Annotated in this window: 18 protein-coding genes; 12 read left to right on the forward strand and 6 right to left on the reverse strand. The window is 44.4% G+C overall.

Annotated features, from left to right (window positions below):
- Window positions 1-383 precede the first annotated feature (383 nt).
- Together nrdG and nrdD are read left to right on the forward strand one after the other, a co-directional pair.
- Window positions 384-842: an anaerobic ribonucleoside-triphosphate reductase activating protein gene (gene nrdG / locus CXF58_RS10095; protein ID WP_102077422.1), complete on the forward strand. Its 459-nt coding sequence runs from the start codon at window positions 384-386 to the stop codon at window positions 840-842.
- A complete protein-coding gene (nrdD, locus tag CXF58_RS10100) occupies window positions 835-2,628 on the forward strand; it encodes an anaerobic ribonucleoside-triphosphate reductase (protein WP_102077423.1) in 1,794 nt (597 codons plus the stop codon). Before nrdG ends, nrdD begins: the two co-directional genes overlap by 8 nt.
- A 181-nt stretch (window positions 2,629-2,809) precedes the next feature.
- Here nrdD and CXF58_RS10105 read toward each other — a convergent pair whose 3' ends face one another.
- Complete coding sequence (locus tag CXF58_RS10105; RefSeq protein ID WP_180952572.1) at window positions 2,810-3,703, reverse strand: pirin family protein; 894 nt, start codon at window positions 3,701-3,703, stop codon at window positions 2,810-2,812.
- Between the two features lie 140 nt (window positions 3,704-3,843).
- Window positions 3,844-4,104, reverse strand: coding sequence for a DUF1289 domain-containing protein (locus CXF58_RS10110; RefSeq protein WP_102077424.1), 261 nt, complete (start codon window positions 4,102-4,104; stop codon window positions 3,844-3,846).
- Between the two features lie 197 nt (window positions 4,105-4,301).
- Between CXF58_RS10110 and CXF58_RS10115 the strand changes: the two genes are divergently transcribed.
- The 3 genes from CXF58_RS10115 (at window position 4,302) to CXF58_RS10125 (ending at window position 7,801) form a co-directional block, all read left to right on the forward strand.
- Window positions 4,302-4,967 (forward strand): YqiA/YcfP family alpha/beta fold hydrolase, encoded by a 666-nt coding sequence (locus tag CXF58_RS10115; protein WP_102077425.1) that lies wholly within the window; start codon window positions 4,302-4,304, stop codon window positions 4,965-4,967.
- A gap of 110 nt (window positions 4,968-5,077) precedes the next feature.
- Window positions 5,078-6,961 carry a DNA topoisomerase IV subunit B gene (gene parE, locus CXF58_RS10120; RefSeq protein WP_102077426.1) on the forward strand — a complete coding sequence of 628 codons (1,884 nt, stop codon included), beginning with the start codon at window positions 5,078-5,080 and terminating at the stop codon, window positions 6,959-6,961.
- A gap of 144 nt (window positions 6,962-7,105) precedes the next feature.
- The gene (locus CXF58_RS10125; protein WP_102077427.1) at window positions 7,106-7,801 is read left to right on the forward strand and encodes a lysophospholipid acyltransferase family protein; all 696 of its coding nucleotides are present in this window, start codon (window positions 7,106-7,108) and stop codon (window positions 7,799-7,801) included.
- 121 nt (window positions 7,802-7,922) lie between these two features.
- Here the strand turns inward: CXF58_RS10125 and CXF58_RS10130 are convergent, their stop codons facing one another.
- Window positions 7,923-8,705 (reverse strand): meso-2,3-butanediol dehydrogenase, encoded by a 783-nt coding sequence (locus CXF58_RS10130; protein ID WP_102077428.1) that lies wholly within the window; start codon window positions 8,703-8,705, stop codon window positions 7,923-7,925.
- A gap of 243 nt (window positions 8,706-8,948) precedes the next feature.
- Between CXF58_RS10130 and CXF58_RS10135 the strand changes: the two genes are divergently transcribed.
- Window positions 8,949-10,244: a hypothetical protein gene (locus CXF58_RS10135; protein ID WP_102077429.1), complete on the forward strand. Its 1,296-nt coding sequence runs from the start codon at window positions 8,949-8,951 to the stop codon at window positions 10,242-10,244.
- Window positions 10,245-10,501: 257 nt separating this feature from the next.
- Here the strand turns inward: CXF58_RS10135 and CXF58_RS10140 are convergent, their stop codons facing one another.
- A complete protein-coding gene (locus CXF58_RS10140) occupies window positions 10,502-12,253 on the reverse strand; it encodes a mechanosensitive ion channel (protein WP_068406132.1) in 1,752 nt (583 codons plus the stop codon).
- Between the two features lie 416 nt (window positions 12,254-12,669).
- Here CXF58_RS10140 and CXF58_RS10145 point away from each other — a divergent pair, with 416 nt between their 5' ends.
- Entirely contained in the window at window positions 12,670-13,401 is a 732-nt protein-coding gene (locus CXF58_RS10145; RefSeq protein ID WP_102077430.1) for a BamJ family beta-barrel-assembly machinery protein, read from the forward strand.
- A 140-nt stretch (window positions 13,402-13,541) separates the two neighbouring features.
- On the opposite strand, the gene argA is transcribed toward CXF58_RS10145, so the two are convergent.
- Window positions 13,542-14,864, reverse strand: coding sequence for an amino-acid N-acetyltransferase (argA, locus tag CXF58_RS10150; RefSeq protein WP_068406126.1), 1,323 nt, complete (start codon window positions 14,862-14,864; stop codon window positions 13,542-13,544).
- A 329-nt stretch (window positions 14,865-15,193) separates the two neighbouring features.
- On the opposite strand from argA, the gene CXF58_RS10155 reads away from it, so the two are divergent.
- Window positions 15,194-15,781 (forward strand): hypothetical protein, encoded by a 588-nt coding sequence (locus tag CXF58_RS10155; RefSeq protein WP_068406123.1) that lies wholly within the window; start codon window positions 15,194-15,196, stop codon window positions 15,779-15,781.
- A gap of 125 nt (window positions 15,782-15,906) precedes the next feature.
- Here the strand turns inward: CXF58_RS10155 and CXF58_RS10160 are convergent, their stop codons facing one another.
- Window positions 15,907-16,950 (reverse strand): patatin-like phospholipase family protein, encoded by a 1,044-nt coding sequence (locus CXF58_RS10160; protein ID WP_102077431.1) that lies wholly within the window; start codon window positions 16,948-16,950, stop codon window positions 15,907-15,909.
- Between the two features lie 218 nt (window positions 16,951-17,168).
- On the opposite strand from CXF58_RS10160, the gene recG reads away from it, so the two are divergent.
- The 4 genes from recG to CXF58_RS10180 all read left to right on the forward strand — a co-directional run bounded on the left by recG (window position 17,169) and on the right by CXF58_RS10180 (window position 25,925).
- The gene (recG, locus tag CXF58_RS10165) at window positions 17,169-19,484 is read left to right on the forward strand and encodes an ATP-dependent DNA helicase RecG (RefSeq protein ID WP_102077432.1); all 2,316 of its coding nucleotides are present in this window, start codon (window positions 17,169-17,171) and stop codon (window positions 19,482-19,484) included.
- Window positions 19,485-19,933: 449 nt separating this feature from the next.
- Window positions 19,934-21,028, forward strand: a complete 1,095-nt coding sequence (locus tag CXF58_RS10170) for an OmpW/AlkL family protein (protein ID WP_102077433.1) — start codon at window positions 19,934-19,936, stop codon at window positions 21,026-21,028.
- 467 nt (window positions 21,029-21,495) lie between these two features.
- Complete coding sequence (locus CXF58_RS10175) at window positions 21,496-22,830, forward strand: efflux RND transporter periplasmic adaptor subunit (protein ID WP_102077434.1); 1,335 nt, start codon at window positions 21,496-21,498, stop codon at window positions 22,828-22,830.
- Window positions 22,827-25,925, forward strand: a complete 3,099-nt coding sequence (locus CXF58_RS10180; protein ID WP_102077435.1) for an efflux RND transporter permease subunit — start codon at window positions 22,827-22,829, stop codon at window positions 25,923-25,925. Before CXF58_RS10175 ends, CXF58_RS10180 begins: the two co-directional genes overlap by 4 nt.
- Window positions 25,926-26,125 lie beyond the last annotated feature (200 nt).

Consider the following 26,125-nt stretch of genomic DNA (forward strand, 5'->3'; position numbering starts at 1 on the left):
GAGGTTTATATAAAAAAATATCGCTTGCCTACTCTAATCAATGCTTACTTTACTTATCTGAAGTTGTAATCAATTCTTTCTAGCCCTTTCATATACCGTTATGAAAGGGTTTTTCTTTATTTAAAAATACTCCTTACTCCCTCTGTTTTTCACATCTATAGATTTCAAACCTATCTTTAAAAATTATTTTATTCCAAATAATTTCTCAATTTTCTTCTAATTAATCGCTTAAATAGTAGATTTTTAGTGTATTTCTTATAGCTAAATGATTGATTTAGATATGGTTACTGAGCAGTATTTAAATTAAATATCCCACATATTGTGTTATTCGTAAGGTGTATATACTATATATAGGTCTCCACGATTTGGTTTAAGGAGTAGTGATGTTGAATATTGTTGAATATGACATTGTTTTTCAAGAAGTACCAACAGAGGTTAGCTTAGCGTTGACCGTTGCTGGCTGCCCTTTGATGTGCCGAGGTTGTAGTCGTGCTGACACGTGGAAAAAAGAGAAAGGTACGCCTTTAACTGATGACTTTTTAGCAGGGTTATTGGAAAGCTATAAGGGTCTCGTCAGCTGTGTGCTGTTTATGGGTGGTGAATGGCAACCGTCCGCCTTGTTGTCTGCGCTCAAGCAGGTTCGACACTCCGGATTGAAAACGGCACTGTACACAGGCTTGGATGCCATACCGTCCAGTTTGCAAGCAGAGCTAACTTATCTAAAAACAGGACCATGGATTATGGAGCTTGGAGGTTTAGACACTCCAACCACTAATCAAAGGTTTATCGATTGTACTAACAGTGAAGTATTAAATCATTTGTTTTGGAGGAATTATGAGTAAGTTGAATTCAGAGCAGTTGGGCGATAAATTGTTTTTTATCAAAGATTATATGCAAGCGAATAATGCGGCAGATGGCTCTTATGTAGACGCCAATGCCAACGTGACGGTCAAGAATATCGCCACTTTAGAAAGCGAAATTATGAAAGATTATTTTATTCAGGTTAATCGCAGTCAAGTACAACAGCAGATTCGCGCATGTTTTGATAGTCATTTGGCAGATGAGTATTTGCGCCAAATTGAAGCTCATGAAATTTATGTACATGACGAAACCAGCCTAAAACCTTACTGCGTCTCAGTATCGTTATATCCATTTTTGCTCGATGGCCTAAAGAAGTTGGGAGGTGAGGCAGGTCCGCCGCAGCACTTAGCGTCGTTTTGTGGCTCTTTCATTAACTTGATATTTGCCATTAGCTCACAGTTTGCGGGCGCAGTGGCGACGGTTGAGTTTCTTGCCTATTTCGATTACTTCGCTCGTAAAGACCATGGTAGTGATTATTTAACCACTCATAAATCATTGATTGAAAACTGTTTCCAGCAAGTGGTTTATTCCATTAATCAACCTGCTGCTGCGCGTGGTTATCAAAGCGCGTTTTGGAATATCTCTTTATACGACGAACATTATTTTGATGCCATGTTTGCCAACTTTGTGTTTCCTGATGGTGAAAGACCGTGCTGGGAAACGATTAAACAATTACAAACATATTTTTTAACCTGGTTTAATGAAGAGCGTAAACGTGCAATCTTAACTTTCCCAGTCGTTACCTGCGCCATGCTAACCGAAAACGGTAAATGTAAAGATGAAGAATATGCCGATATGCTAGCGACCGAGTTGGCAGAAAAAAACAGCTTCTTTATTTATCAAAGTGATAATCCGGATTCTTTAGCCTCTTGTTGTCGTCTGCGCAATGAAATCACTGATCACAGTTTCTCTTATACTTTGGGCGCAGGTGGCGTGGCTACCGGCTCAATCAATGTCATTACCCTTAATCTAAATCGTATGATTCAAAATGGACAAGATTTGGCTGCAGAGGTACAAAAAATTCATAAGTATCAGGTCAGTTATCGTAAGCTGATGGAACAATATCAAGCATCTGGTATGTTACCTGTTTATGATGCAGGGTTTATTCAACTAGATAAGCAGTTTTTGACGCTCGGTATCAACGGGATGGCAGAAGCTGCGGAGAGTCAAGGCATAGTAGTCGGTAATAATCAGCAATATCATACTTTCGTTAACGACATCCTAAAAACCATTTATGATGAAAATCGAAAAGCCAGTATTCAGTATGGTTTGAAGTTTAATACTGAGTTTGTACCAGCGGAAAACTTAGGCGTTAAAAATGCCAAATGGGACAAACGAGATGGCTATGAGGTGCAGCGAGAGTGCTATAACTCTTATTTGTATCTGGTAGAGGATGAAACAACCAATACCTTGGATAAGTTTATGCTGCATGGGCGTGAGCTCACGCAGTGGCTCGATGGTGGCTCGGCCTTACATTTGAATTTGGATGAAACTCTCGATAAGCAGCAGTATCGTAAATTATTAGATATTGCCGCAACCACAGGGTGCCAATACTTTTGTATTAACGTGCGTATCACCATTTGCAATGAGTGTCAGCATATTGATAAGCGCACCCTTTATCACTGTGAGGCTTGTGGCTCAAACGATGTCGATCATGCCACGCGTATCATTGGCTATTTAAAGCGGGTATCCGCTTTTAGTGAGGGTCGGCGCTTAGAACATCAATTGCGCCACTATCGCCGTGAACGCCAAAGTGATGTGGCTTAAATCTGCCAATGAGTGATTCTAGGTGATGTGGGCTGTTACTCCGTGCGACTAGATAGCTGGTTAAAGCAGTAGATTTGCTTTTCTTATGATTAAAAAGCCCGTATTAGCGAACTAATACGGGCTTTAACATTCAAGAGAGTATTTAAATAAACAGCGCTAATGCTTAGCTAATAGCTAAACTTTAAGCACCTTCACCAAACTTACCGCTTTGGAAATCAGCAACCGCTTGCATGATTTCTTGCTGACTGTTCATGACAAAAGGACCATATTGCACAATCGGTTCGCCTAGTGGGCGACCAGTGATTAAAATCACTTTGGTATCCTCACTACTATCGGCTGTAATGGTAACGCCATCTGCACTTTCATCATTCTCAAGGATAGCCATAGTCTTAGTTGGCACCGTTTCGCTTGCAATCTCTATGGTACCGCGATAGACAAAAGCAAAAGCATTATGGTCAGCCGGAATCGCCTGACTAAAACTCGTTCCTGCTGGTAGATGGATATCCAAATAAGTCGGCTCAGTGATGTCGCGTGTGACCGCGCCTTCAATACCATGCGATTGACCCGCAATTACCGTGACGTCTACGCCATCTTCCGTGCTATATTTTGGCAAATCGTCACTTTGGAAATCTTTATACCAAGGGTCATTCATTTTATCTTTAGCAGGTAGGTTAAGCCAAAGCTGAAAACCTTCCATTGCGCCGTTTTCTTGTTCAGGCAATTCTGAATGAATCACACCGCTCGCCGCCGTCATCCATTGGACGCCGCCATTTTGTAATAGCCCTTCGTTACCGGTGCTGTCGCGGTGGCGCATACGGCCAGTAATCATATAGGTAATGGTTTCAAAACCACGATGCGGATGATTCGGGAAACCGGCGACATAGTCGTCTGGATTATCGCTTTTAAAGTTGTCTAACATCAAATACGGGTCAAGACGCTCTTGTAGCTGCTGGGTCAGTACCCGTGTCAGCTTAACCCCAGCACCATCTTGGGTATCGACGCCAGCGTAAAGATGTTCAATTTGGCGCGAGTTTTTCACTGTGTCTTTCATATCAGGCGTGACAGTATGATTCATTACCTTATCCTTAAAACTACTTGATTTATCAATATTCATTTAATTATATATAATGATAAACAAATAAATTACAACAGGTAATGTGTAAATATTTTAAACTAAGATACGATATTATTAAATAAATATTAACTTAACCTTCACTAAAACAATCTTCCTGTCTCTATTTCCTCGTCAAAGTCAAAGCCCAGTTGCTCGTCTTTACGCTGTCGCAGCTGCTCGATACGTTGCCGACGCCCTGCTATAAGCCTTAGTACTTCGCGGCGCTGTTCGGTAGTCATCTCATGCCATAGCTGGCGCTCAGGACGGCTACGCAGGCAGCCAAAGCAGTAGCCTTTTTTATTGCTTTGGCAAACACCAATGCATGGATTGGCAATCTCGAACAGTTCAAACTGCTGATTCATGGCGGCTCCATCGCTATTACGTTATTCCTTTAACTTGCCCGATTGCTTGTCTCGTCTCACCGTAAATACTATTATGGCGCAAATAGCGAATAATACTGTGCCATTTTATCGTTACTGTTTTTGTGGCGTCAGTGCTATGCTAAGTTTTGCACCGCCCTATATAGCAATCATAACAAAACCAATCAGTGAGATTCTACGTGAATATTATTTATATCCATGGCTTAGACAGTGATGCCAACTCTACAAAAGGCAAATTATTGGAGGATTATTGCCAAAAGTATCATCCCGATATCAAGGTATTACGACCAGATTTGAACAAGACCCCTGAGCAAGTTTTTAAGCAAATACTCTCGTTAATTGAACGTTTAGACGGTCAAAATAAAAAGGCGCAAGATAAGCCAAATAAATTTTTTCCTACCGTACTGGTCGGTAGCTCCTTAGGCGGTTATTTTTCTACGGTGGTTAGCAATCATACCGGTTGCCCAGCGCTATTATTAAATCCCAGCATCCAGCCCCATATTACTTTGCAGCGGTTTGCCAAAGATTTTGCGCTAAAAAACAATGTTAAAGACGAGGATTTGGGTAAGCAGGTTATTCATTCGACAGCGGGCGGTTGGGATATTACTCAAACAGATTTGCAATGGTTTGCAGCGCACCAACTATCAACCGTTAATTATCCTAATAAAATTGCTGTCCTCATTAAGGAAGGAGATGAGCTGCTTAATCCTGAAATGTCTAAACAGTTTTATCAAACGCAAGGAGCAAGCGTAACGATGCAAACGGGCGGCGATCATCGCTTTAGTGATTTTATTGAGCAATTACCTACGGTGATTGAGATGCTGCAGAGTCTCACACGGATTTAACTAAACGACATTATCTGACGTAAGCAAATGAGTATTGACCTTAAGGCCACTGTTTTTCGTTATAATGGGTTAATAGAATTAATCGCACATGAATAATTAAGGATGCATTTGTGAGTCAATATAATGCGCAATCGTTAGAAGTTTTAGAAGGGCTGGAGCCTGTCCGTCGTCGCCCTGGAATGTACACTGACACCACGCGACCCAATCATTTAGCCCAAGAGGTCATTGATAACTCAGTCGACGAAGCGTTGGCGGGCTATGCAAAGACCATCAAGGTGCAGTTGCATAGTGACGGCTCGCTATCGGTCGAAGATGATGGTCGCGGTATGCCAACCGATATCCACCCTGAATTTGGTCAATCAGGTATTGAGCTGATTTTGACCCGTTTGCATGCGGGTGGTAAGTTTTCGACCTCCAATTATGAGGTGTCGGGCGGTCTGCATGGTGTGGGTATCTCTGTCGTCAACGCACTCTCAACGCGAGTTGAAGTAACGGTTTGGCGCGATAGTACGCAGTTCGAGATGGCGTTTGAGAATGGTGCAGCGGTCACCTCTTTAACCGAAACAGTGAGCCCCAATAAACGTAAGCGTGGCACTAGAGTTAAGTTTTGGGCCGATGGTAGTTTTTTTGATACGCCAAAGTTTAACGTTAAACAGCTAAAACACAATCTGAAAGCCAAAGCGGTATTAGCCGCTGGTCTGACGATTGAGTTTGTCGATGATATCAACAATGAAAAAGTGGTTTGGCAATTTACCGACGGGGTGGTTGAGTATTTAAACGAGCAGCTAGATGGTTTAGAAACCTTACCAGAAGCACCATTTTATTATAATCATGAAGCCAAAGCTGGCGAGCGCGCTGCTATCACCTTTGCCTTGTCTTGGTTGCCGGATGGTGGCACGCCGATTCAAGAAAGCTATGTCAATCTTATCCCAACCGCGCAGGGCGGTACGCATGTTAATGGCTTACGTACCGGTATTTTAGAGGCATTACGTGAGTTTTGCGATATTCATAATTTACTGCCTCGTAATGTTAAATTAACGGCCGAAGATGTCTGGGACGGCGTCAATTATATCTTGTCGCTCAAGTTTTCTGAACCGCAGTTTTCTGGTCAAACCAAAGAGCGGCTTTCTAGTCGTGAAGCGGCAGGCGCGGTGCAAACACTAGCAAAAGATGCTTTTAGCTTGTGGCTCAATCAGCATGCCGAAATGGGCACACAGATTGCAGAATTGGCGATTAATAAAGCGGGTCGCCGCCTAAAATCAGCCAAAAAAGTGGCGCGTAAAAAAATCACTCAAGGGCCAGCATTACCTGGTAAATTAGCGGACTGTCGCGGTGATTTACGGGATGGCGCTGAGCTATTTTTGGTTGAAGGGGATTCGGCAGGTGGTAGTGCCAAGCAAGCACGCGACCGTCACTATCAAGCGATATTGCCATTGCGCGGTAAGATTTTAAATACGTGGGAAGTGTCGTCAGATACGGTATTATCAAGCCAAGAGATTCATGATATTGCCATTGCAATTGGGGTTGATCCGGCGTCAGATGATTTATCTGAGCTGCGCTATGACAAAATATGTATATTGGCTGATGCTGACTCTGATGGTCTCCATATTGCCACGCTTATCTGTGCCTTGTTTGTTAAGCACTTTCCCGCTTTAGTCGATGCCGGTCATTTATTTGTCGCGATGCCGCCGCTGTACCGCGTTGATGTTGGTAAAGAAGTACATTATGCGTTAGACGAATCTGAGCTTGAGCACATATTGGCCAATGTACCAGGCAATAAAAAAGCCCAAATTACGCGCTTTAAAGGGTTAGGTGAAATGAGTGCCGAACAGCTACGCGAGACCACCATGAACCGCGATACCCGCCGTTTGGTACAGTTAGATATGGACGATATGATATTAACCAATAGTGTCATGGATATGCTACTCGCCAAAAAACGCGCGTCTGATCGTAAGTCATGGCTTGAGCATAAAGGTAATTTAGCAGTTATCTGATATCAGCAGTGCGTGATGTATCGATATTACTTTATATAAGTAGATAAAAAACTAAGCTGTCAGATAATAAAAATCTATAAAATTCAATCTAGTAGCAGACGCTTAATGGTATTATAGAGGTATCTTTTACTATCTGGTGCCGTCATGACATCAAAATTTTTTAAGCGTTCTAAAGCGGCTGCTTCTAATCCTACGCGCTCAAAAGTACTACCAAGTTTGAGCAAAAAGCAGTTAGGTGATTTAGTACCAAAACGTGGTAATAAGTTTGCGCCAAAGATTGGCTCGGCATTATTAAAAGCAGCAGGTTGGCGTACCGTTGGCGAGATTCCAAATATCCCGCAGGCGGTGGTTTTGGCGCTGCCGCATACCTCCAACGTTGATGGTATTTATGCCATACCAAGCTTATTTGCTCTAGATTTAAAAATTAGCATCATGGGCAAACATACGCTATTTAAAGTGCCGTTATTTGCACAGCTGTTAAAGTGGATTGGCGTCATCCCTATTGACCGTGGTAATAAAGGCTCAGTACTGCAGGCGAGTATCGATAAATTTAAGACTGGCAAACCGCTATTTTTAGGCTTAGCGCCAGAAGGTACGCGCCAATATACTAAAGACTGGAAGACTGGCTTTTATTATTTGGCATTAGGTGCAGGCGTGCCGATTTTACCCGTAGTGATGGACTATAAAACCAAAGAAATACGCTTTATGTCGCCCGTCTATCCGACCGGTAATATCGACGTCGATTTGCCAAAAATATATGCGCAGTATCGCGGCGTTGTACCGCGATATCCTGAGCGATTATCGCAGCCACTACAGGATATCAATCATTTAGCTGAGTAACGCTTTTATGATTTTTAATAACGATTGCAATCAAAAAGCCTCTGATACTTGAGCTATCAGAGGCTTTTTAATGTTAAACATTTAAGTTTGCTATTAAGTGGTTCTGGTCGGTGATTGGCTACTAAAAATGCGGTTGTCCATTAGAGGCACTGACTCCGCCATCAACGGGCAAATTAACACCGGTAATCATAGCGGCGTCGTCACTGGCTAAAAAAGTAATGGTAGCGGCAATATCTTCTGGTTTCGCCATACGCTTAAGTGGGCAGCGGTCCAAAAACTTATCAGTTTTGCTGTCGTTGTCTTGAATAGCAGGGGTCATCTCGGTTGCTGTCACGCTTGGATTGACAGCGTTGACGCGCACGCCATCGGCGCCGTGGTCTAGCGCGAGAGTACGCGTTAGGTTGCTGATACCGGCTTTGGCCGCATTATAAGCCGCCATATTCCAGTCGCCACCGACGCCAGACAGCGACGAGACATTGATAATATTGCCTTTACTCGCAATCAAATGCGGCATGGCAGCCTGACAGACATAAAAAGTGCCATTTAAATTGACATCAATCGCCAATTTCCAATCTGCAGAAGACAGCTCAGTGATTTTCCCTTGCATGGCTTTGCCGGCATTGTTCACCAAGACATCAATTTTGCCAAATTTATCGACGACTCTTTTCATCATTTCTTGTACTTGAGCCTCTACACTGATATCACAGACGACGGTCAAAAAATTATCAGTATGAATCCAAGTGCGATCTTGTGGGAACGCTTTTGCCGTTTCCTCTAGGGTGGCAGCGGTGCGTCCGACTAACACCACGTTAGCGCCTTCTTGAGCAAAACGAATGGCGGTTGCGCGGCCGATACCTGAACCTGCGCCTGTGACGATGACGGTTTTTTCTTTAAAGCGTTTCATGATGTTCAGTCCTTGTTATCATACGAGTGTTATTATATAAATGAAAATATTAAGCAAGCCAAATGCGATGGCAATTTATAGCCCAGTAAACGCAGTGCAAAGCTGCTAGCTTTTATGTCATCATAACAACTCACTGCGATGAATACGACTAAGTATAATGGCGTTTATGTTGTTCAATTTATCGCTAAAAGTTATGACAAGGTATAAATTGCTATATTTATTTAATAAGAAAAGGTTGCGGCTGTGTCCAATTTGACTACGGTGATATCTGATAAAGGCTATCTTGGCGATGAGTTAGCCTGTTACCGGCAATCTGAAGTATTAGAGATTGAATTGCCTACTGTTCAAGCGCTTGTTATTAGTTATAACGGCCAATATAAGGCGCAAAAATATGACTATCAATTGCCCCCAGGGCAATTGCTGCTATTAAATCTAAGCATTTATTTACCTGAGGATATAGGTGCAGGATATATTGAAAACGTACGTAAAACGGCTATTGAATCGATTTCGGCATGGCGCAACGGCTATTTAACTAGGTACAAAGATAAGATAGATGCGACGACCTATGTTGTGGTTTTTGATATTCAATTTAGAAACATTTATCAGAACACAAGTAAACGTGTAAAAAATAACCTTACTGGCAATGGGTTTATAGACGATTTAAGTTCAGAAATCAATGCAAGCGAACCGCCATTACAGGTGTTTGTCTGGCATGATTGGCAATTGATATTAAGGACGCTGCATACGCCATGCGAGCTATGGCGATTTTTACAATACCGTTTAGAGCAGTGGCAACATACTGATAATAGCCGTATAGATAGTCTTAAGTCTGAAGAGGGGATGATTGCTGATTTCCTAAATGACCCTGCCGTATTTGCGCAAGCTATCGCTATAGACAACGCGCTGATTAAATATAAGATGCAAGATAAACCAAATTCCGCCTTGATTGCGATGGCGCTAGCGCAAAAAAGTCAGAGTACCACCAGCCAAATGTATCAGCAGCATATGGCGCAAGCGGCTATGTTATGGTCGCAAATGATTAGCCAAATGTTAAAGCGGTATAGCGATAATGGGCAAAAAAAGAATAAGCAAGATTTCTCGGCAATAAATCTTGCATATTGGCAGCAGCAAATACTCGATGAGTCTTTATTTTCACGGCATGAGCTGATTCGTACCTTGTATCGCCATCCCAAACAACAACAACCATTACGAGAACAAGGTTATGTCGTCCATCAACATTCCTATGAGTCTTTAGGTCGGCACTATGTGCTGATATTTTATGGACAAGATGCCAAAGGGCAACATAGTAAACAGGCTATTCAACCAAATCTTGCGAAAATCGCTTTGGATGCGGCCACGCGCTTACCGATAGCGGAGCTGCATCACGTGATTGTATTGGGTATAGATTTCGTTAAGGAGGCAAATGACACCTTCATTGATATCGATTTATGGATACAACCAGTTGCTGCCATGAGCCAACGCGAGCGCCAGCTGACCAAACAAATACAGCAGCTGCAACAGCAAAATCTAAACCGATAGTGGGAGCAGAACCAAACATAAAATCCGCTTTGTTCTAGCTATAGTCAAAATATCCTAAAAACGCTAAGGTATTGCTGATATCAATTTTTTGTAGCCTCTGTCTGCGTAGGCACAGCAAGCAAGAAAAATTGATATCAGCAGTGCGTGATGTATCGATATTGCTTATCACTCACTATACCTCGTTAGAAATATTTATAAACGCGTATAAAAAAAGACAGCCTAGGCTGTCTTTTTTGTCTTTAAAATATAATTACTGCTTATTTATTATTGGTATCGTCGTATAAACCGCTACCAGGCAAGATGTTATTGTTAGCAATATCATCATCAGTGATACTACCGTCATTAACGTTGTTGTTTACGTTAGTGTTGGCAGTATTGTTGATGTCAGAAGTATTGATCGTGTCCGTATTCACCCGTGTTGTATCAACGATATCGGTATGAATATCAGGAGTTGACGTTGTCGCAGGCTTAGCCGTTGGCGTATTCTCACGCACTGACGCGGCAACTTTATCTTGCGTAGATGAGTTTGGTGTTAGAGCAGATTTCGCTTTTGCTTCGTCACGTTCTCTGTCCATCTTATCTTGCATTTTACGGAGGAAGCGAGCAGCTGCTTCTTGACCGCCAAGACCAAATGATAGGGCAAATGCAACCGCAACCGCACCTAAAGTTAGACCGAATGCTAAGTTAACGATAGAATCAGCGATACCCATCGCTTTTAGACCCATCGCCAATACTAGGCCCATGATTAAGACACGTACAATGTTTGCTAAGAACTGTGAACCTTGTTCAGAGCGCTCAACGACACCAGCGATGATGTTGGCAAGCCAAAAACCAATGAACAGAATGATTGCGCCTAAAATAATATTGGCACCAAAAGCAATAAACATAGCGATGATGGCTGAGATAGGTTCGAAACCTAATAGATCAGCGGCAGCGATAGCAGCAAATAGCATGGCAAAGAAGATAATCGCATAACTGACAAGATCAGAAACCTTCTTGTCACCCATGGTTTCTTGCAGACCAACTTTCGCAGGCAACTGATTGATTTGAGTATTTTCGATCAAACCTTTGATGATGTTAGCGACCATACGTACCACATAGAAGGTCACGATTAAAATCGCTGCTGCCATAAAGATATTTGGCAACGCTTCCATGATTTTGTTCAGCATGTTAGTTGCAGGGCGCGCAATCACATCGATTTTTAGCGCATTTAAAGCAGCAATAATCGTTGGGATGATAACCACTAAAAACGCTAATGAACCTGCGATATTAGGCAAGCTGTTTTGTTCGCTTAGACCTGCTTTTGATGCAAGCTTCTGTACATCGAAAGTAGAAACTAAGTTGGTGACAATGCCGCGTACGACTTTGGCGATGATATAACCCACCACAAAGACCACACCAGCAATAAGAATATTAGGAATAAAGCTAAAGATTTTATCAACCATATTGGTCAATGGCGCAAATAAACCATCAAGCTCTAACTGACCAAGTACCATGGTCAATACAACCAAAAGGATGAACCAGTAAACCATATCAGCAATGGTGCTGCTCATTGGTTTTACGCCTGCCTTGGCACTTAAACGCTCATCCATCGAGGTTTTTGCTAATGCTGCGTTAATGGCAGTACGCGCAACGGTCGCAATGACCCAACCAATCACACCAACAGCAATCGCGGCGATAAGGTTTGGAATAAAGGTCAAGACTTGATTGACCATATTAGCGAATGGCGCTGAGATAGAATTTAGATTCAGCTGACTTAACGCGCCTGAAATCGCAATGATGAAAATAAACCAAAAGACGATTTTTGAGATAATGCCTTCTAAATCGTAGCTTTTACCGGTTGAAGAATTCATGCGTTGGTTAAGATTTACTTTTGACAACACACCACGTACAAGGGCAGCGATACCCAGTGCCACAAGCCAACCAATGATAAAAATTAAAATAGCGCCGATGATGGAACCAATAGGGCCACCCAGATAACCGTTGAACGATGTATACATTGGATTCATCCTGTCCTCCTTTAATGATCATGCATTCCTTATCAAATAATCTTTGCTCTACAATATAAGCCTGATTATTGGTAACGAACCCATACCTAATTATTAATATTTTTAATTGATATTATTCAAGAAGTGTTTTTTATAAGACTCTAGCCAACATTCTGTGCAGATTGTTAACAAAATCTACGTTCTGTTACTTCTTACCTTAACCAATTTAGCTTAGCTGATGTAATGAGGTATTTAAAGACAGAAAGCTTAACGGCTTACTATAGTTGTGTGATAAGTTGTTAATTTGGCGGCAGATATTAACACAGACTGTACATTTGACCGATAATTTCAAGGGAATCGTAGCTCCTAAAACTAAGATTTGCTATGATAGAAGAATGTGACATCTCGCCACTATCCTTACAATTTGAGAGTATTCTATGAAAAAAATTACTACCTTAAGCATTAGTGCCCTTGCTAGTGCGATGTTATTAGTTACCGGCTGTAATGCTAGTAATGGCAATAAAGAAAGCGCCAGCAAAAGCGTTTCAGTGACTGAAAAAAGCCCAGCCAATGAAAAAGTGGGTTACAGCTTGGGTTATATGATGGCAGAAGGTAATAAAGAAGCGGTCGGCGATCTGAACCTTGATACCTTTGAAAAAGGCTTCCGCGATGGCTATGAAGGTAAAGACTCAGCATTGACCCAAGAGCAAATGCAAGAAGTGTTGATGACTTATCAAAAAGAACAAGAAGAAAAGTTCGTTAAAGAGATGGAAGGCAAAGCTGAAGATAACAAAACCAAAGGTGCGGCATTCTTAGCAGAAAATGGTAAAAAAGAAGGCGTGAAAACCACCGCTTCTGGTTTGCAATATAAAGTATTGACCGCTGGTACTGGCAAATCACCAAAAGCGACTGACGTGGTCGAAGTCAACTACGAAGGTAAATTGATTGATGGTACGGTATTTGACAGCTCTTATGAGCGCGGTGAGCCGATTGAGTTTCCATTAAACCAAGTCATCGCTGGCTGGACAGAAGGCCTACAGTTGATGAAAGAGGGTGGCAAATACGAATTTTATATTCCATCTGATATCGCTTATGGCGAAGCAGGTAATGCTGGTATCGAGCCTAACAGCACGCTTATCTTTACCGTTGAGCTATTAAAAGTAAAATAAGGCGTTATGAGTTTTTTTACCCCTTCAGTTTAAAGCGGTTAAAAACAATAAAAAAGCCCTCATAGTGTATGAGGGCTTTTTGCTGTACGCTAATTCGGCCAGTCGATGATTAATCGCTAATTACTTATAGTGTTTTTAAATTAAAGAGTTTTTTGGAAGACTTTAGAATTGCGACCGTTATTATATTTTTCACGGCGCGCCTCCGGTAGAGCAGCAGCATCAACTTCCGCAAAATCTTGCTCGACAAACCAATGCGCGGTGCGGGTGGTCAGGACGAACAATTTATGCAAACCATGGCTGCGCGCTTGTTGCTCCAAAAACGCCAGCAGGTCAGCACCGCGGTTGCCACTACGATATTCAGGATGAACCGCCACACAAGCGACTTCGGCTGAATCTGCATCCAGTGGATAAAGCGCGGCACAACCCAAAATCATACCATCACGCTCAATGACGCTATAGTGGTCAATTTCTTGTTCTAAGCGCTCGCGCGAGCGGCTGACCAAGATACCTTGTTGTTCTAGCGGGGTTAGTAGTTCAAGCAGTCCAACCACATCGTCGATATCAGCACGGCGAATTTCTTCGTACGGGTCATGGCTAATCAAGGTGCCAGAACCATCACGGGTAAACAGCTCTTCGAGTAACGCGCCATTTTTGGCATAAGAGATGATATGGGTACGATGTACGCCTTGACGGCAGGCATTACTGGCGCAGCTTAAGAAGTAATTAATCTCGCAATTCAAATCACGATCGCGTAAAAAGCGGTCGACTTCATTTGGAATCATCTCACGTAATAAACGGTCGTCATGATTGATGCCGGCTTCTTCGCCTAAGAATATCAGCTTATCAGCACCGAGCGCCACAGCCGCACTAAGCGCCACATCTTCCGCCAATAAATTGAAAACCTCACCAGTCGCTGAATAACCCATCGACCCTAAAATCACAATATGGTCATGTAACAGGTTGTTTTTAATGGCTTCGACATCGATTGAGCGCACCTCACCAGTCATCTGATAATCAACGCCGTCACGAATCCCGTAAGGACGCGCGGTGACAAAGTTACCCGAAACCGCGTCAATGCGCGAGCCATACATGGGTGAGTTTGCTAAGCCCATCGATAGTTGGGCTTCGATTTGCAAACGAATCGCACCAACCGCTTGTAAGATAGCGGGCATAGCAACGCGTGGGGTCACGCGAATATCTTTATGCAAGGGGGAGGTAATCTGGGCGTCTTTCAAGTTTTTTTCGATTTGCGGTCGCGCGCCGTGTACCAGTACCAGTTTGATACCCAAGCTGTGCAATAAAGCAAAGTCGTGAATCAAGGTACTAAAATTGGGATGATTGACCGCCTCACCGCCAAACATAATCACGAAAGTCTTACCGCGATGGGTGTTAATGTAAGGGGCAGAGTTGCGGAACCAGTGTACGTATTCAGGATTAATTTGTGGCATGGCGCTAGTAGTCATAATGGGTGCAATAGTTGTTAGAATAAGAAAAAGAGCATGACAGCAAAAGCGTGTCGCTAATGAATTACCATAGCAAAAAACACCGTTATGAGCTATCTTTTATTTTAGCCACTGTCATGAATCTTGGTAGCAAATAGATGATATACACAACCTCAACACGGGATTGGTGTACCGCCAAACGCTTTTTGTTATGCTAAGCCCTATTGCTTTAGCACCAGCTTACGCAGATAATTGATAAAAATAACCATGTTGTTGACCGACGCTTTATCAACAAATTGTTTTACCGCTATACTGTTTTACCGATACATTAACTAGGGATAATGAATGTCATGAAGAAAAGTAACCATTTTGCAAACCCATTCAGTGCGTGGAGCGGCCACCGCTTATTTCATGTTGTCGCTGGTACGCTCGTTGGCGTGATGGCAGTGACGCAGGCTTCAGCAATGTTGCCAACGCCAGAGCAAGCCGTTGATAATTCAGTGGCAATCCAGTCAAATGCCAATCCAGCCAGCACCTCAACGGCGCAAGCGGTCAATAGCAAAATTACCGCCTCATTGATTAGTGTTGATGCAAATGGTCAAGAAGTGCTGGTGCCAGTCAATGCCAATACGCGCCTGCAGTCAGGGAATGTCTTAGAATATCAAGGCTACTTTACCAATACCAATGCTGATCGCGTACGTAAAATGACCGTCACTATGAGTATTCCTGAGCAAGTAGAATTGCTACGTGCCGTTTCTCCTGACTTCCCTTATGGTAGTGCTGACGGCAACACCTTTGCCCGTATGCCATTACGCGGTAAGGTTGATAATCAATTGCAAGAAATCCCGTTAAAATACTATAAAGCGGTACGTTGGGATTTAGAAGGCGTGGGTTTGAATGATACCGTCGTGGTTAAATATCGTGCACGCGTTAAATAAGTCAATTCTTTAAATTTGCTGCATTAAAAAAGCACCATAGTTTATGCTGTGGTGCTTTTTTTATAAACAACTTACTAACTCAGATTTGGTAAAATGGCTTTTACGAGCTGAATGTACTTTTGAAATTAAAGCGTGGCATATTTACTTGGCAGCTTTTCTACAAGACCTTTTTCTTTCAGGGATTTGTCTTTCATAAGCTGCTTAATGGCGGCAATCTGCGGGGTAGTGGCTTGCATGCCAGCCGTCATTAGCGCGCGTCGTTGACTGGTATCTAGCGAGCTAATATGACCGATATCGGGGATAATGATAATATCAGCGCGCTCACGTTCACGGCGCATTGCTGTTGAACGCTTGGTATTTGATTGACTGGAATCAGTGACAGATGCGGTGGCATTTGCGACAAAACTGCTCTCAAGAAAGCCCCAAAAACTGCTTAATGAATTGATAGTCGGTATCTTATTATTAGCGGAACTATTAGCATTCGCCGCCGTCACATCAACGGCGATGATAATATCGGCACCCAAATCACGGGCGGTGTCGACCGGTACTAAGCTGACCACGCCACCATCGACATATTTTTTACCTACCTTTTCAGGGATACGCGGTGCGATAAAAATATTGGGTACGCTGCACGATGCTTGCACCGCAAGTCCGGCATCGCCGCTGCTAAAAACGGCCTTTTTTAGCGTGTGTTTTTCGGCAGCCACCGCGGCAAAAGATATTGGAAAATTTTCTATAGCGCGTCCGCCAACTTTTGCATTAATAAAGTTTTTAAGCTTAATGCCTTCGATAAAGCCTTGGTTTGATAAGGTGAAGTCTGTCAATTCGCTATCAGAAGTATTTAACGCCATTTGTTCAAGCTGTTTGGCGTTATAACCACTGGCATATAAGCTGCCAATCAGACTGCCAATACTGGTACCGACCACTAGCGTTGGCGTGATACCGTTTTCTTCTAAGGCTTTAATCACGCCAATATGGGCAAAGCCCTTGGCACCGCCGCCGCCTAAGACTAAGGCGACCTTTGGCTGCTTGTTTAAAGGTGCGACGGTTTCAATAACTGGCGGCAAACTTTGGCAAGCACTAATAAACACGCCCAATATGCCAAGCATACTAAATCGCAGCAAGCGTGCTAAATGACGATAGACATTATAATGAGTAGATAAAAACATACGCGAAAATCACCATAGAGCAATAAAGAGGTATACGATAAGCCATTCATCAGTCGCTTACTGAGAAATCAGCTAGACGCCATATCGTTAAATAGCTTAGCATAGGCAAGTCGCTTGTCAGTTATAATCATCATGATTAAATATTTTATAGAGGTTGATGATTATAGCTTTTATAAGACCAAATATACGTTAAATCATAACCATCACTAGGATTATTGATGCCCACATCGGTTAGCCGCACTCCTACCTTGAACTCAGCAGACGCTATCAGGTCTGAGATGCCCGTTTCGGCGCTTGATATGCCGGTGACGGCGCTGGCGGGTGTGGGGCCAAAAGTGGCGGAGCAATTGTCCCAGTTAGGTATTAAGCGCATTTTTGATTTGCTGCTGCATCTACCGCGTGATTATGAAGATCGTAGCCGACTGGTATCGATAGCCGATGTGGCGCATGGACAAGCTGCCTTGATTACAGGACGGGTGGTGCATGTCGATACCAAGCGCAGTGGCATGACGGTGGTGGTCGATGATGAGACTGGTACCCTATCGCTGCGTTTCTTTAAGGTGTATCGCGGCCTTGCGCAAACGATGAGCCTTGGCACGCAGCTGCAATTATTTGGTGAAGTAAAGGTCAGTCGTTACGGTAAGCAGATACATCATCCTGAATATCAAGTGATCAGTAGTAATGAAGCCATCGTCAATACAGGCTTACAGCCGATTTATCCAAGTGTTAAAGGCTTACATCAAAATAAGCTGCGCACCTTGATTAAACTTGCCTTACAAACGGTTCGCACCCAAGGTCTACCCATGACCTTGTTCACGCCTGCTGACTTTGCTGTGGTTGCTGATTTGCCGTTAGCGCCTTTTGAGCCTGCTAAATTGGCAATGGCAGACGATGATTTTCCAGACGATATATTCTCAACCCTTGCGCACCGTGTGCCTGACAATTCAATAAACAATATTGGCAACACAACTGCAGTTAATGACACGGCTAATCAAAACGTTTATAACCTAACGATATTTGAAGCCTTGGTATTGCTGCATACGCCACCGACTTATACCGATGCAGGACGACAATATCAGCTGCTGACGCAACTAAGCGCCCGCACTCATGCTGCCTGTCAGCGTTTAATCATTGAAGAATTAACCGCGCATCAACTTAGTCTGTTATATCGCCGTCAGCAATTGCATCAGCATAAAGCTCCCAAATGTACGATGAATAGCCCGCTTGCCGATCAGTTATTTGCCGCATTGCCGTTTGATTTAACTGGCGCGCAGCAACGCGTCATGAAAGACATCACGGCTGATATGGCGACTTCTATTCCGATGCTCCGACTGGTACAAGGCGATGTGGGCGCAGGCAAAACCTTGGTCGCTGCAGGCGCGGCGGGCTATGCACTCGATAGTGGCTGGCAGGTTGCGGTCATGGCACCAACAGAAATCTTAGCAGAGCAGCATTTGGTCAATTTTAAAAACTGGTTTGAGCCATTGGGTATCGGCGTTGGCTGGCTGGCTGGTAAGCAAACCGCCAAGCAGCGCCGTGAAGCGTTAGCAGCAGTGGCAGAAAATACGGTACAAGTGGTGGTTGGTACGCATGCCTTATTCCAAGAGCAGGTGCAATTTGCCAAATTGGGCTTGGTCATTATTGATGAACAGCACCGCTTTGGCGTTGAGCAGCGAATGGCCTTGACCAATAAGGGCGTGGCCAATAGCACCCCGCATCAGCTGATTATGACGGCAACCCCGATTCCGCGTACGCTCGCCATGAGTGTGTATGGCGATATGGAGACCTCTATCATTGATGAGCTGCCACCGGGGCGTACGCCAATTACCACGGTGACGATTGACCGCAACCGTCGCGACGAAGTGATTGAGCGTATTGCGGTGAATTGTGAAGCGGGTAGACAGGCGTATTGGGTTTGCTCATTGGTAGAAGAATCAAGCGTGCTTGATGCGCAAGCAGCAGAAGCGACTTATGAAGATTTAAATGAGCGCTTAGATATTCGCATTGGCTTGGTTCATGGCAAAATGAAGTCTGCTGACAAGCAAGCCATTATGCAAGAGTTTAAAGCGGGCAACTTAGATTTATTGATTGCCACAACGGTTATCGAAGTTGGGGTTGATGTACCTAATGCCTCACTCATGGTGATTGAGAATGCTGAACGTTTGGGTTTATCGCAACTACATCAGTTGCGCGGGCGGGTTGGGCGTGGTTCGACCAAAAGTTTCTGCGTACTGTTATATCAAAAGCCGTTATCAGAGACGGGTACGGAGCGCTTAAATGTGCTGCGTGACAGCACCGACGGTTTTGTCATTGCGCAAAAAGACCTAGAGCTACGCGGCCCCGGTGAGCTGTTAGGCAAACGTCAAACCGGTAACGTCGGCTATTATTTGGCCGACCTTATCCGCGATGAGCAACTATTTGCCATTGCGCAGCGCCTAGCGAAACATCTTATCTCTGACCCAACACGTAAAGCGGACGTCAGCCAACTTATCCATCGCTGGATGCCAGAAGCCAGTCGCTATACCAATGCTTAATAATTAACGCTTGCTCAGTAACTGAGCCAATTCTCTGTCATCAACCCTCCTAAAAAAGCCATTATTTTGTTAAAAATAATGGCTTTTTCTTATGGGTTTTATAAGCTATTTATTAGTGAAAATAAACACTCTATTTTTACTTTCATCAACTAATATTGACTCGGCTGTTCTCTAAACTTTCTTGATATGACGATTGAGGTATGGCAGTTTACGGCAGTGAAGCGTAACTATACGCTTTATCTCTTTACTAGAATTCTGCTGAAGATGTATTTTTTGGTGAAAATAAACCTCTAAAAACAGCCAGTTTCTAGTTGCTTTACCGATTCTAACAGGACGTTAGGATAGGAGTTTGATTGGCTTAATTTTGCCAGCTTTGTCTGATTAGCTTCGTCATTACTGTGCCATTCATGCTTTTAATTAACGGCCTGAATTTTTTACAAGGATGTATCATGAACAAGACGTTAACCCTCGCTTGCGCTATCGCCGCACCATTATTATTCAGCCAATCCGCTGTTGCCGAGTTTGATTATTTCAAAACCGATGGTAGTTTCAAACGCTTTTCTGTTTCGGCTGGTTGGTTGCACGCTTCTCCGCAAGGCAAAGCCAATCCAATGCAAACTACAACCGCTGCCAAAGATGGTACGGTTGCCGATAATGGCAGTGTAAAAGTAAAAACGGTGCGAGAGGTATTGGTGAAAGATCAAGACCGTTTCGGCTTCATAGATGGCACATTAAAGGGTCTAGGAGCGGAAACGGATTTGTCCGACGTTACGATATTAGGTGACGTTTCTGGTACGACCAAAATTAATGGCTTAGAGAGTTGGACCAGTGCTGGTACGGGTCTTGAGGCCGATGATGTCGATACGTTTGGTCTGTTATTTAACTATTATATGAATGATCATTGGTCGATTGAGGTCAAAGCCGGCATACCGCCCAAAGTCGATATTTTAGGGCAAGGGCAAGTATATGCACCGCTCTCGGGCAAAGTCAGTCCTAGCGGTATTGCAGGCGGATTATTGGGCGATTTTGATATTTCCAAAAATATTCCCATTACTGATTTAACCCAAGGCGGCGGGGTATCTTCAAGCGCTCGCGCGTGGCTGCCAGCAGCTGGGGTGCAATACCAATTTGGCAAATCTGGGGTCAATAAATTTCGCCCTTATGTCGGCGCAGGGGTGATGTATGCTTATTTTAATGATATCGAGCTAAATGACGGTATTCGTAACGATTTAGAAATGGCTGGTCATCAAATCCAAAATATTAAGGATGGGAAAGCGGGCGCTGCATTAGAAAATGTAAAATCGGGTCAGGGCATGAGCGTAGATGTTGAAGCAGACAGCGCCTTTGCACCTATCGTGACGCTTGGCGCGACTTATGACTTTAATGACAAATGGTTTGGCGTTGGCTCTGTATCCTATGCAAAACTCGATAGTGATACGACCATCACCGTTCAAAACGATAGTGGTGAAGAGTTGATTCGAGCGAAAACCAACCTTGAGATCGATCCGTATATTACCTATCTTGGCGTTGGCTATCGTTTTTAATACACCATAGAGAAACATTAAGTTAGTAGCATCTTGATAAATATAGCGCACATTCTTAGGGGTGTGCGTTGTGCTTTTTAAAAGTTAAAAAAGAAGTTTGATTTAGACAAATTTATCAAGCAGTCGTTTTACTTAGTTATAGTCAAGGAATTTTAGAATCGCTACAAGGCGACCGACCGCAGATAGTACATTGAGTACATCTAGGGCGGGTAACACCGTAGCGGTTTAAAAGTGCTCTGACTATATCATTTTTATTCGCTTCGCTTTGCCAGTTTTACGCCCATCCTATTATTAACAGAAGCAGACTTACGAAGCTAAAACACGATATATAAAAATAAGATGATGACTTAATATATGCTATCCTCAATAAATTTATGGACTATTGTAATCATAAATAGCCCCTTTTTTAGCTATAATTTTTCTAACTTTATACTCTTTCTAATTGCCTGTATTGACAGAGAGTTATCATGAGCGATGTTGAAGACAACCAGCGACCAGTTGAACCAGAGCTACCACCTTACCGCCAAGCGGATGCACGTGCGCCCAAATCATCATCGAAATATCCTTGGTGGTTATTGCCAGTATTAGCCGTAGTCCTTGTGATTGGGGTTTTGGTCGGTAAGTATTGGGGCGGCGATAAAGATGCGAGTGTTGATTCACCAGCGGCTAACAAGGCACAAAGCGCAAACGCTGACCTAAAGGAGAGCAGCAATCAGCAGGCAGTGCTTTCGGTCGAAACGGTGATGCCAAGCCAAGACAGTATTGGCAATACCTTAAGCGCTGACGGCACCATCAGTGCCAAAGATGTCGCCAATGTCAGCCCTAAAGTAAATGGTGTGGCTATCGAGCAGGTGTTGGTTGAAGAAGGCGATCGGGTCAAAGCGGGGCAAGTCCTGGCGATATTTGATACCGATGCCATGCAGCAGCAAGTCTTGCAGGCGGAGGCCGATGTTGCCGAAGCCGAAGCAACGCTTGCCAATGCAACTGCCGATGCCGCTCGCGTCCTACCGCTGATTGAGATTGATGCCATCAGTAGGCAAGAAGCGGATCGCTATCGTACCTCAAAGCTACAAGCAGAAGCGGCATTGCAAGCCTCTAAAGCCCGTCTTAGCACCCAGCGCTTGAGCGTGAAAAATGCCAATGTGGTCGCACCAGTAAGCGGTGTCATCAGTGAAAAAATGGCGGAAGTCGGTATGGTTGCTGGTGGTGAGCCATTATTTACCATTATTAAAGGCGGTATTTTAGAGTGGCGTGCTGATATCGATCCTAAACTTCTTGGTGAAGTCAGTGTTGGCACGCCAGTGCGCGTCAGCTTACCAGCCGGCGATTCAGTTATGGGTAAGGTTAATCGTATTGCGCCAACGGCTGATGATAATCGCCAAATCACCATTTATGCAAGCCTTGCTGCAAACTCAAAAGTACGCGCGGGCATGTACCAAACGGGCGAGTTTTTATTGGGTAGCACCAATGCGCAAACGGTGCCCAATAGCGCTATCGTCAGCAATGACGGCTATGATTACGTGATGCTAGTGACCAACGTTAAAAGTCAAGACGGTCAAAACATTGGCCGTATCAAGCAACAACGCGTAACTTTGGGTGAGCGCTTTAGTGACAATGTGGCACTAACGGAGCCACTATCAGCAGACAGCCGACTGGTAAAGCAGGGCGGTAGCTTTTTAAACGACGGCGACTTGGTACGTGTGGTTGATGGCCTAAATACCGCCAATGATAAATCAGGCAGCCAAACTGGTAAAGCTTCAAACACTGCAAGTACGGGCACAGCCACGCAGGCGCGCTCATGAGTTTAAATGTCTCCGCTTACTCGATTAGAAATCCTTTGGTTGCCATCTTGCTGTTTGTGCTGCTGACCTTGGGCGGCATCTACGGTTTTATGCAAATGAAGGTGCAGCAATTCCCTGATATTGACCTGCCAGCGGTGGTAGTGACGGTGACCTTGCCGGGAGCCGCGCCATCGCAGCTCGAAAACGACATTGCCAAAAAGATAGAAAATAAGCTCACCAGTATTGAGGGCGTTAAGCATATTCGTACTACCCTACAAACGGGTGCCGCGACCATGGTCACCGAGTTTGTCCTAGAAAAAGACATACAAGAAGCGGTTGACGATGTACGTTCGGCGGTTGGTGAAGTACGTGGCGATTTGCCAGCCGCGGCTAATGACCCCATCATTACCAAAGTCTCAACGGCCGGATTTCCCGTCGTCACTTACTCGGTTGCCTCTGACAATATGAACGTCGAGGACTTATCTTGGTTCGTCGATGATACGGTCACTAAGCGTTTATCTGATATACCGGGGGTCAGTACCGTCAGCCGTATCGGTGGTTTGCAGCGTGAAATTACCGTGGCCGCCGACCCGATTGTGTTGAGCGGTTTGAAATATCCTATCGCCCAGTTATCAGAACAAATCACCGGTATTCAACAAGACAGCTCAGGCGGTGAAGCGGAAGTAGGCAAAACCACCCAGACCATTCGGGTACTTGGTGCGGTTGAACGTGCCAGTGATTTGAACAACTTACAAGTCGCGGTACCGACAGGTGGTACGCAAGCGCTTGGACGTGTGGCGCAAATTACCGATGGCGCTGCTGACCCAAGATCGATTGCTAAGCTTGATGGGCAAACAGTGGTGGCATTTAATATCACCCGTTCGCGCGGTGCCAGTGAGGTTGAAGTGATGGAGCTGGTTGACGCCGAGCTTGCCAAGCTGTCAGCCGATGTCGGCAATATCGATATTGAAAAAGTCTATGATCGTGCTACGCCAATCGCCGAGGATTATCAAGCGTCGTTACGCATGCTAATAGAAGGCGGATTACTTGCTGTCGTCGTGGTGTTCTTATTTTTACGCAATATCCGTGCGACTTTTGTGGCGGCTGTGGCGTTGCCGTTGTCCGTCATTCCTACTTTTCTAGGTATGTACTTATTCGGCTTTAGTCTTAATATTATCTCGTTATTGGCGCTGTCATTGGTCATCGGGGTCTTGGTCGATGATGCGATTGTAGAAGTTGAAAACATTATCCGCCATTTGCGCATGGGCAAGACGCCTTATGAAGCGGCGATGGAAGCAGCTGATGAGATTGGTTTAGCCGTTGTCGCGACCACATTTACCCTAATTGCAGTATTTTTACCGACAGCTTTTATGGGCGGGATTGTCGGGCAGTTTTTCCGGCAATTTGGTTGGACTGCCGCCTTATCGATATTTGCGTCGTTAATGGTCGCGCGCCTAATCACCCCGATGATGGCTGCTTATATACTGCGCCCAGAAAAAAAGCACGTTGAAAAACAAAGCGCGCTCATGGATTGGTATCTAAAAGTGGTCTCATGGACGCTGCATCACCGCTGGCTGACGATGGGGGCGACATTACTCTTGTTTGTAGCATCACTTGCTTTGGTAAAATTACTACCAACGTCCTTTATTCCTGATAATGATATTGACCAGACGCGGGTTGAGATTGAGCTGACCCCAGATGTGGCGCTAGAAGATACCGAACGTGTGGCTGCTCTAGCCAGTGAGCGTATATTGGCCATGCCTGAAGTGAGCCATATTTTTACCTCGGTAGGAGAAGCGCAAGCGGCAATGGAGGCCAGCTCAGGCGGCAAAGCTGAAAATATCGCAGGCTTAGATATTGTACTGGCTCCGCGCGCAGAGCGTGCCTCTAAGCAAGAGATTGAACGGCAAATAAGCAGCATGCTCTCAGAAGTACCGGGCGCACGCTTTACGGTTGGTTTATCGAGTGGCGGTGAGACCGGTTATAATTTTTCTTTGACCAGTACCGACCCGCGCTTGCTCGAGCAAACTGCGCAGCAAATAATGACAGAGATTCGCGCGTTACCTAGTGCTGGTGCTGTCACTAGTGATCGCAGTCTACCGCGCCAAGAGCTGACGGTGACACCAGACAGACTGGCGATGGCCGATAAAGGCGTGACCACGCAAGATATCGCCACTACCTTACGTGTGGCGACTGTTGGTGATTATGAGCAGCGATTATCTAAGCTCAATCTCGATACACGCCAGATTCCTATCGTGGTGCGCCTGCCAGATGTTGCCAAACAAAATGTCAGTCAATTAGAAGGCTTATATGTGCCGAGTGCCTTACCACCGGGACAAGGTGTACGGGTAGGTGAGGTTGCGTCATTAAACTTTGGTACGGGACCTGCGCAAATCAGCCGCCTCGATCGTGAGCGGGCGATTAGTATCACCGTGCAGCCTGCCAATGGCGAGCTTGGCGACTTGGTGCAAGCGGTAAAGGCCATACCCAGTATGCAGCAGCTGCCGGCCTCTATTACTATTATCGATCAAGGACAAGCCGAAAACATGGCTGAGCTATTTAGCGGCTTTGTGATTGCGATGTCGGTCGGTGTGGTCTGTATCTTAGGCGTGCTGATTTTATTATTTGGGCGGATATTGCAGCCATTTACCATTTTGATGGCTCTGCCGCTGTCTATCGGTGGCGCTTTTGTCGGCTTAGTGATTACCAAAAGTAGTCTGTCGATGCCATCGATGATTGGTTTTATCATGCTGATGGGCATCGCCACCAAAAACTCTATCTTATTAGTCGATTACGCATTGATTGCTCAGCGCCGAGGTTTGGCGCGTTTTGATGCCATTATCGATTCTTGTCGTAAGCGTGCGCGGCCAATTATTATGACCACCATTGCGATGGGCGCTGGCATGTTGCCATTGGTCTTTGGTTGGGGCGATGCCGATCCTACCTTCCGTCGTCCGATGGCTGCCGCGGTACTGGGTGGTTTGGTCACCTCAACCCTATTAAGCCTCGTAGTCATTCCCGTGGTTTATACCTTGATGGACGACTTATCAGGATGGTTTGGCAAATGGTTGATACCGCATGGTAAAGAGAAGGAAAGCGTCGTTATTGAAAAATAATTTGTGCTGGTAAAGCTTTTGGGTCAATTACAGAGGAAGTGGTTGATCTAGGGTTTTGCACCCTGTTAATCATTAGGTCTAGGATTACTATCGACTTTTTAGAATATTGCCTAAACTTAAGGCATAGCCCAATTTAAAGCCATGCTGACTACAACATATCTAAAAACCTAACCGCAAGCATGGCTGTTAATATAAAAATT

It is taken from the genome of Psychrobacter sp. Sarcosine-02u-2 (genome assembly GCF_002836335.1).
In the GTDB taxonomy this organism is placed as follows: domain Bacteria; phylum Pseudomonadota; class Gammaproteobacteria; order Pseudomonadales; family Moraxellaceae; genus Psychrobacter; species Psychrobacter faecalis.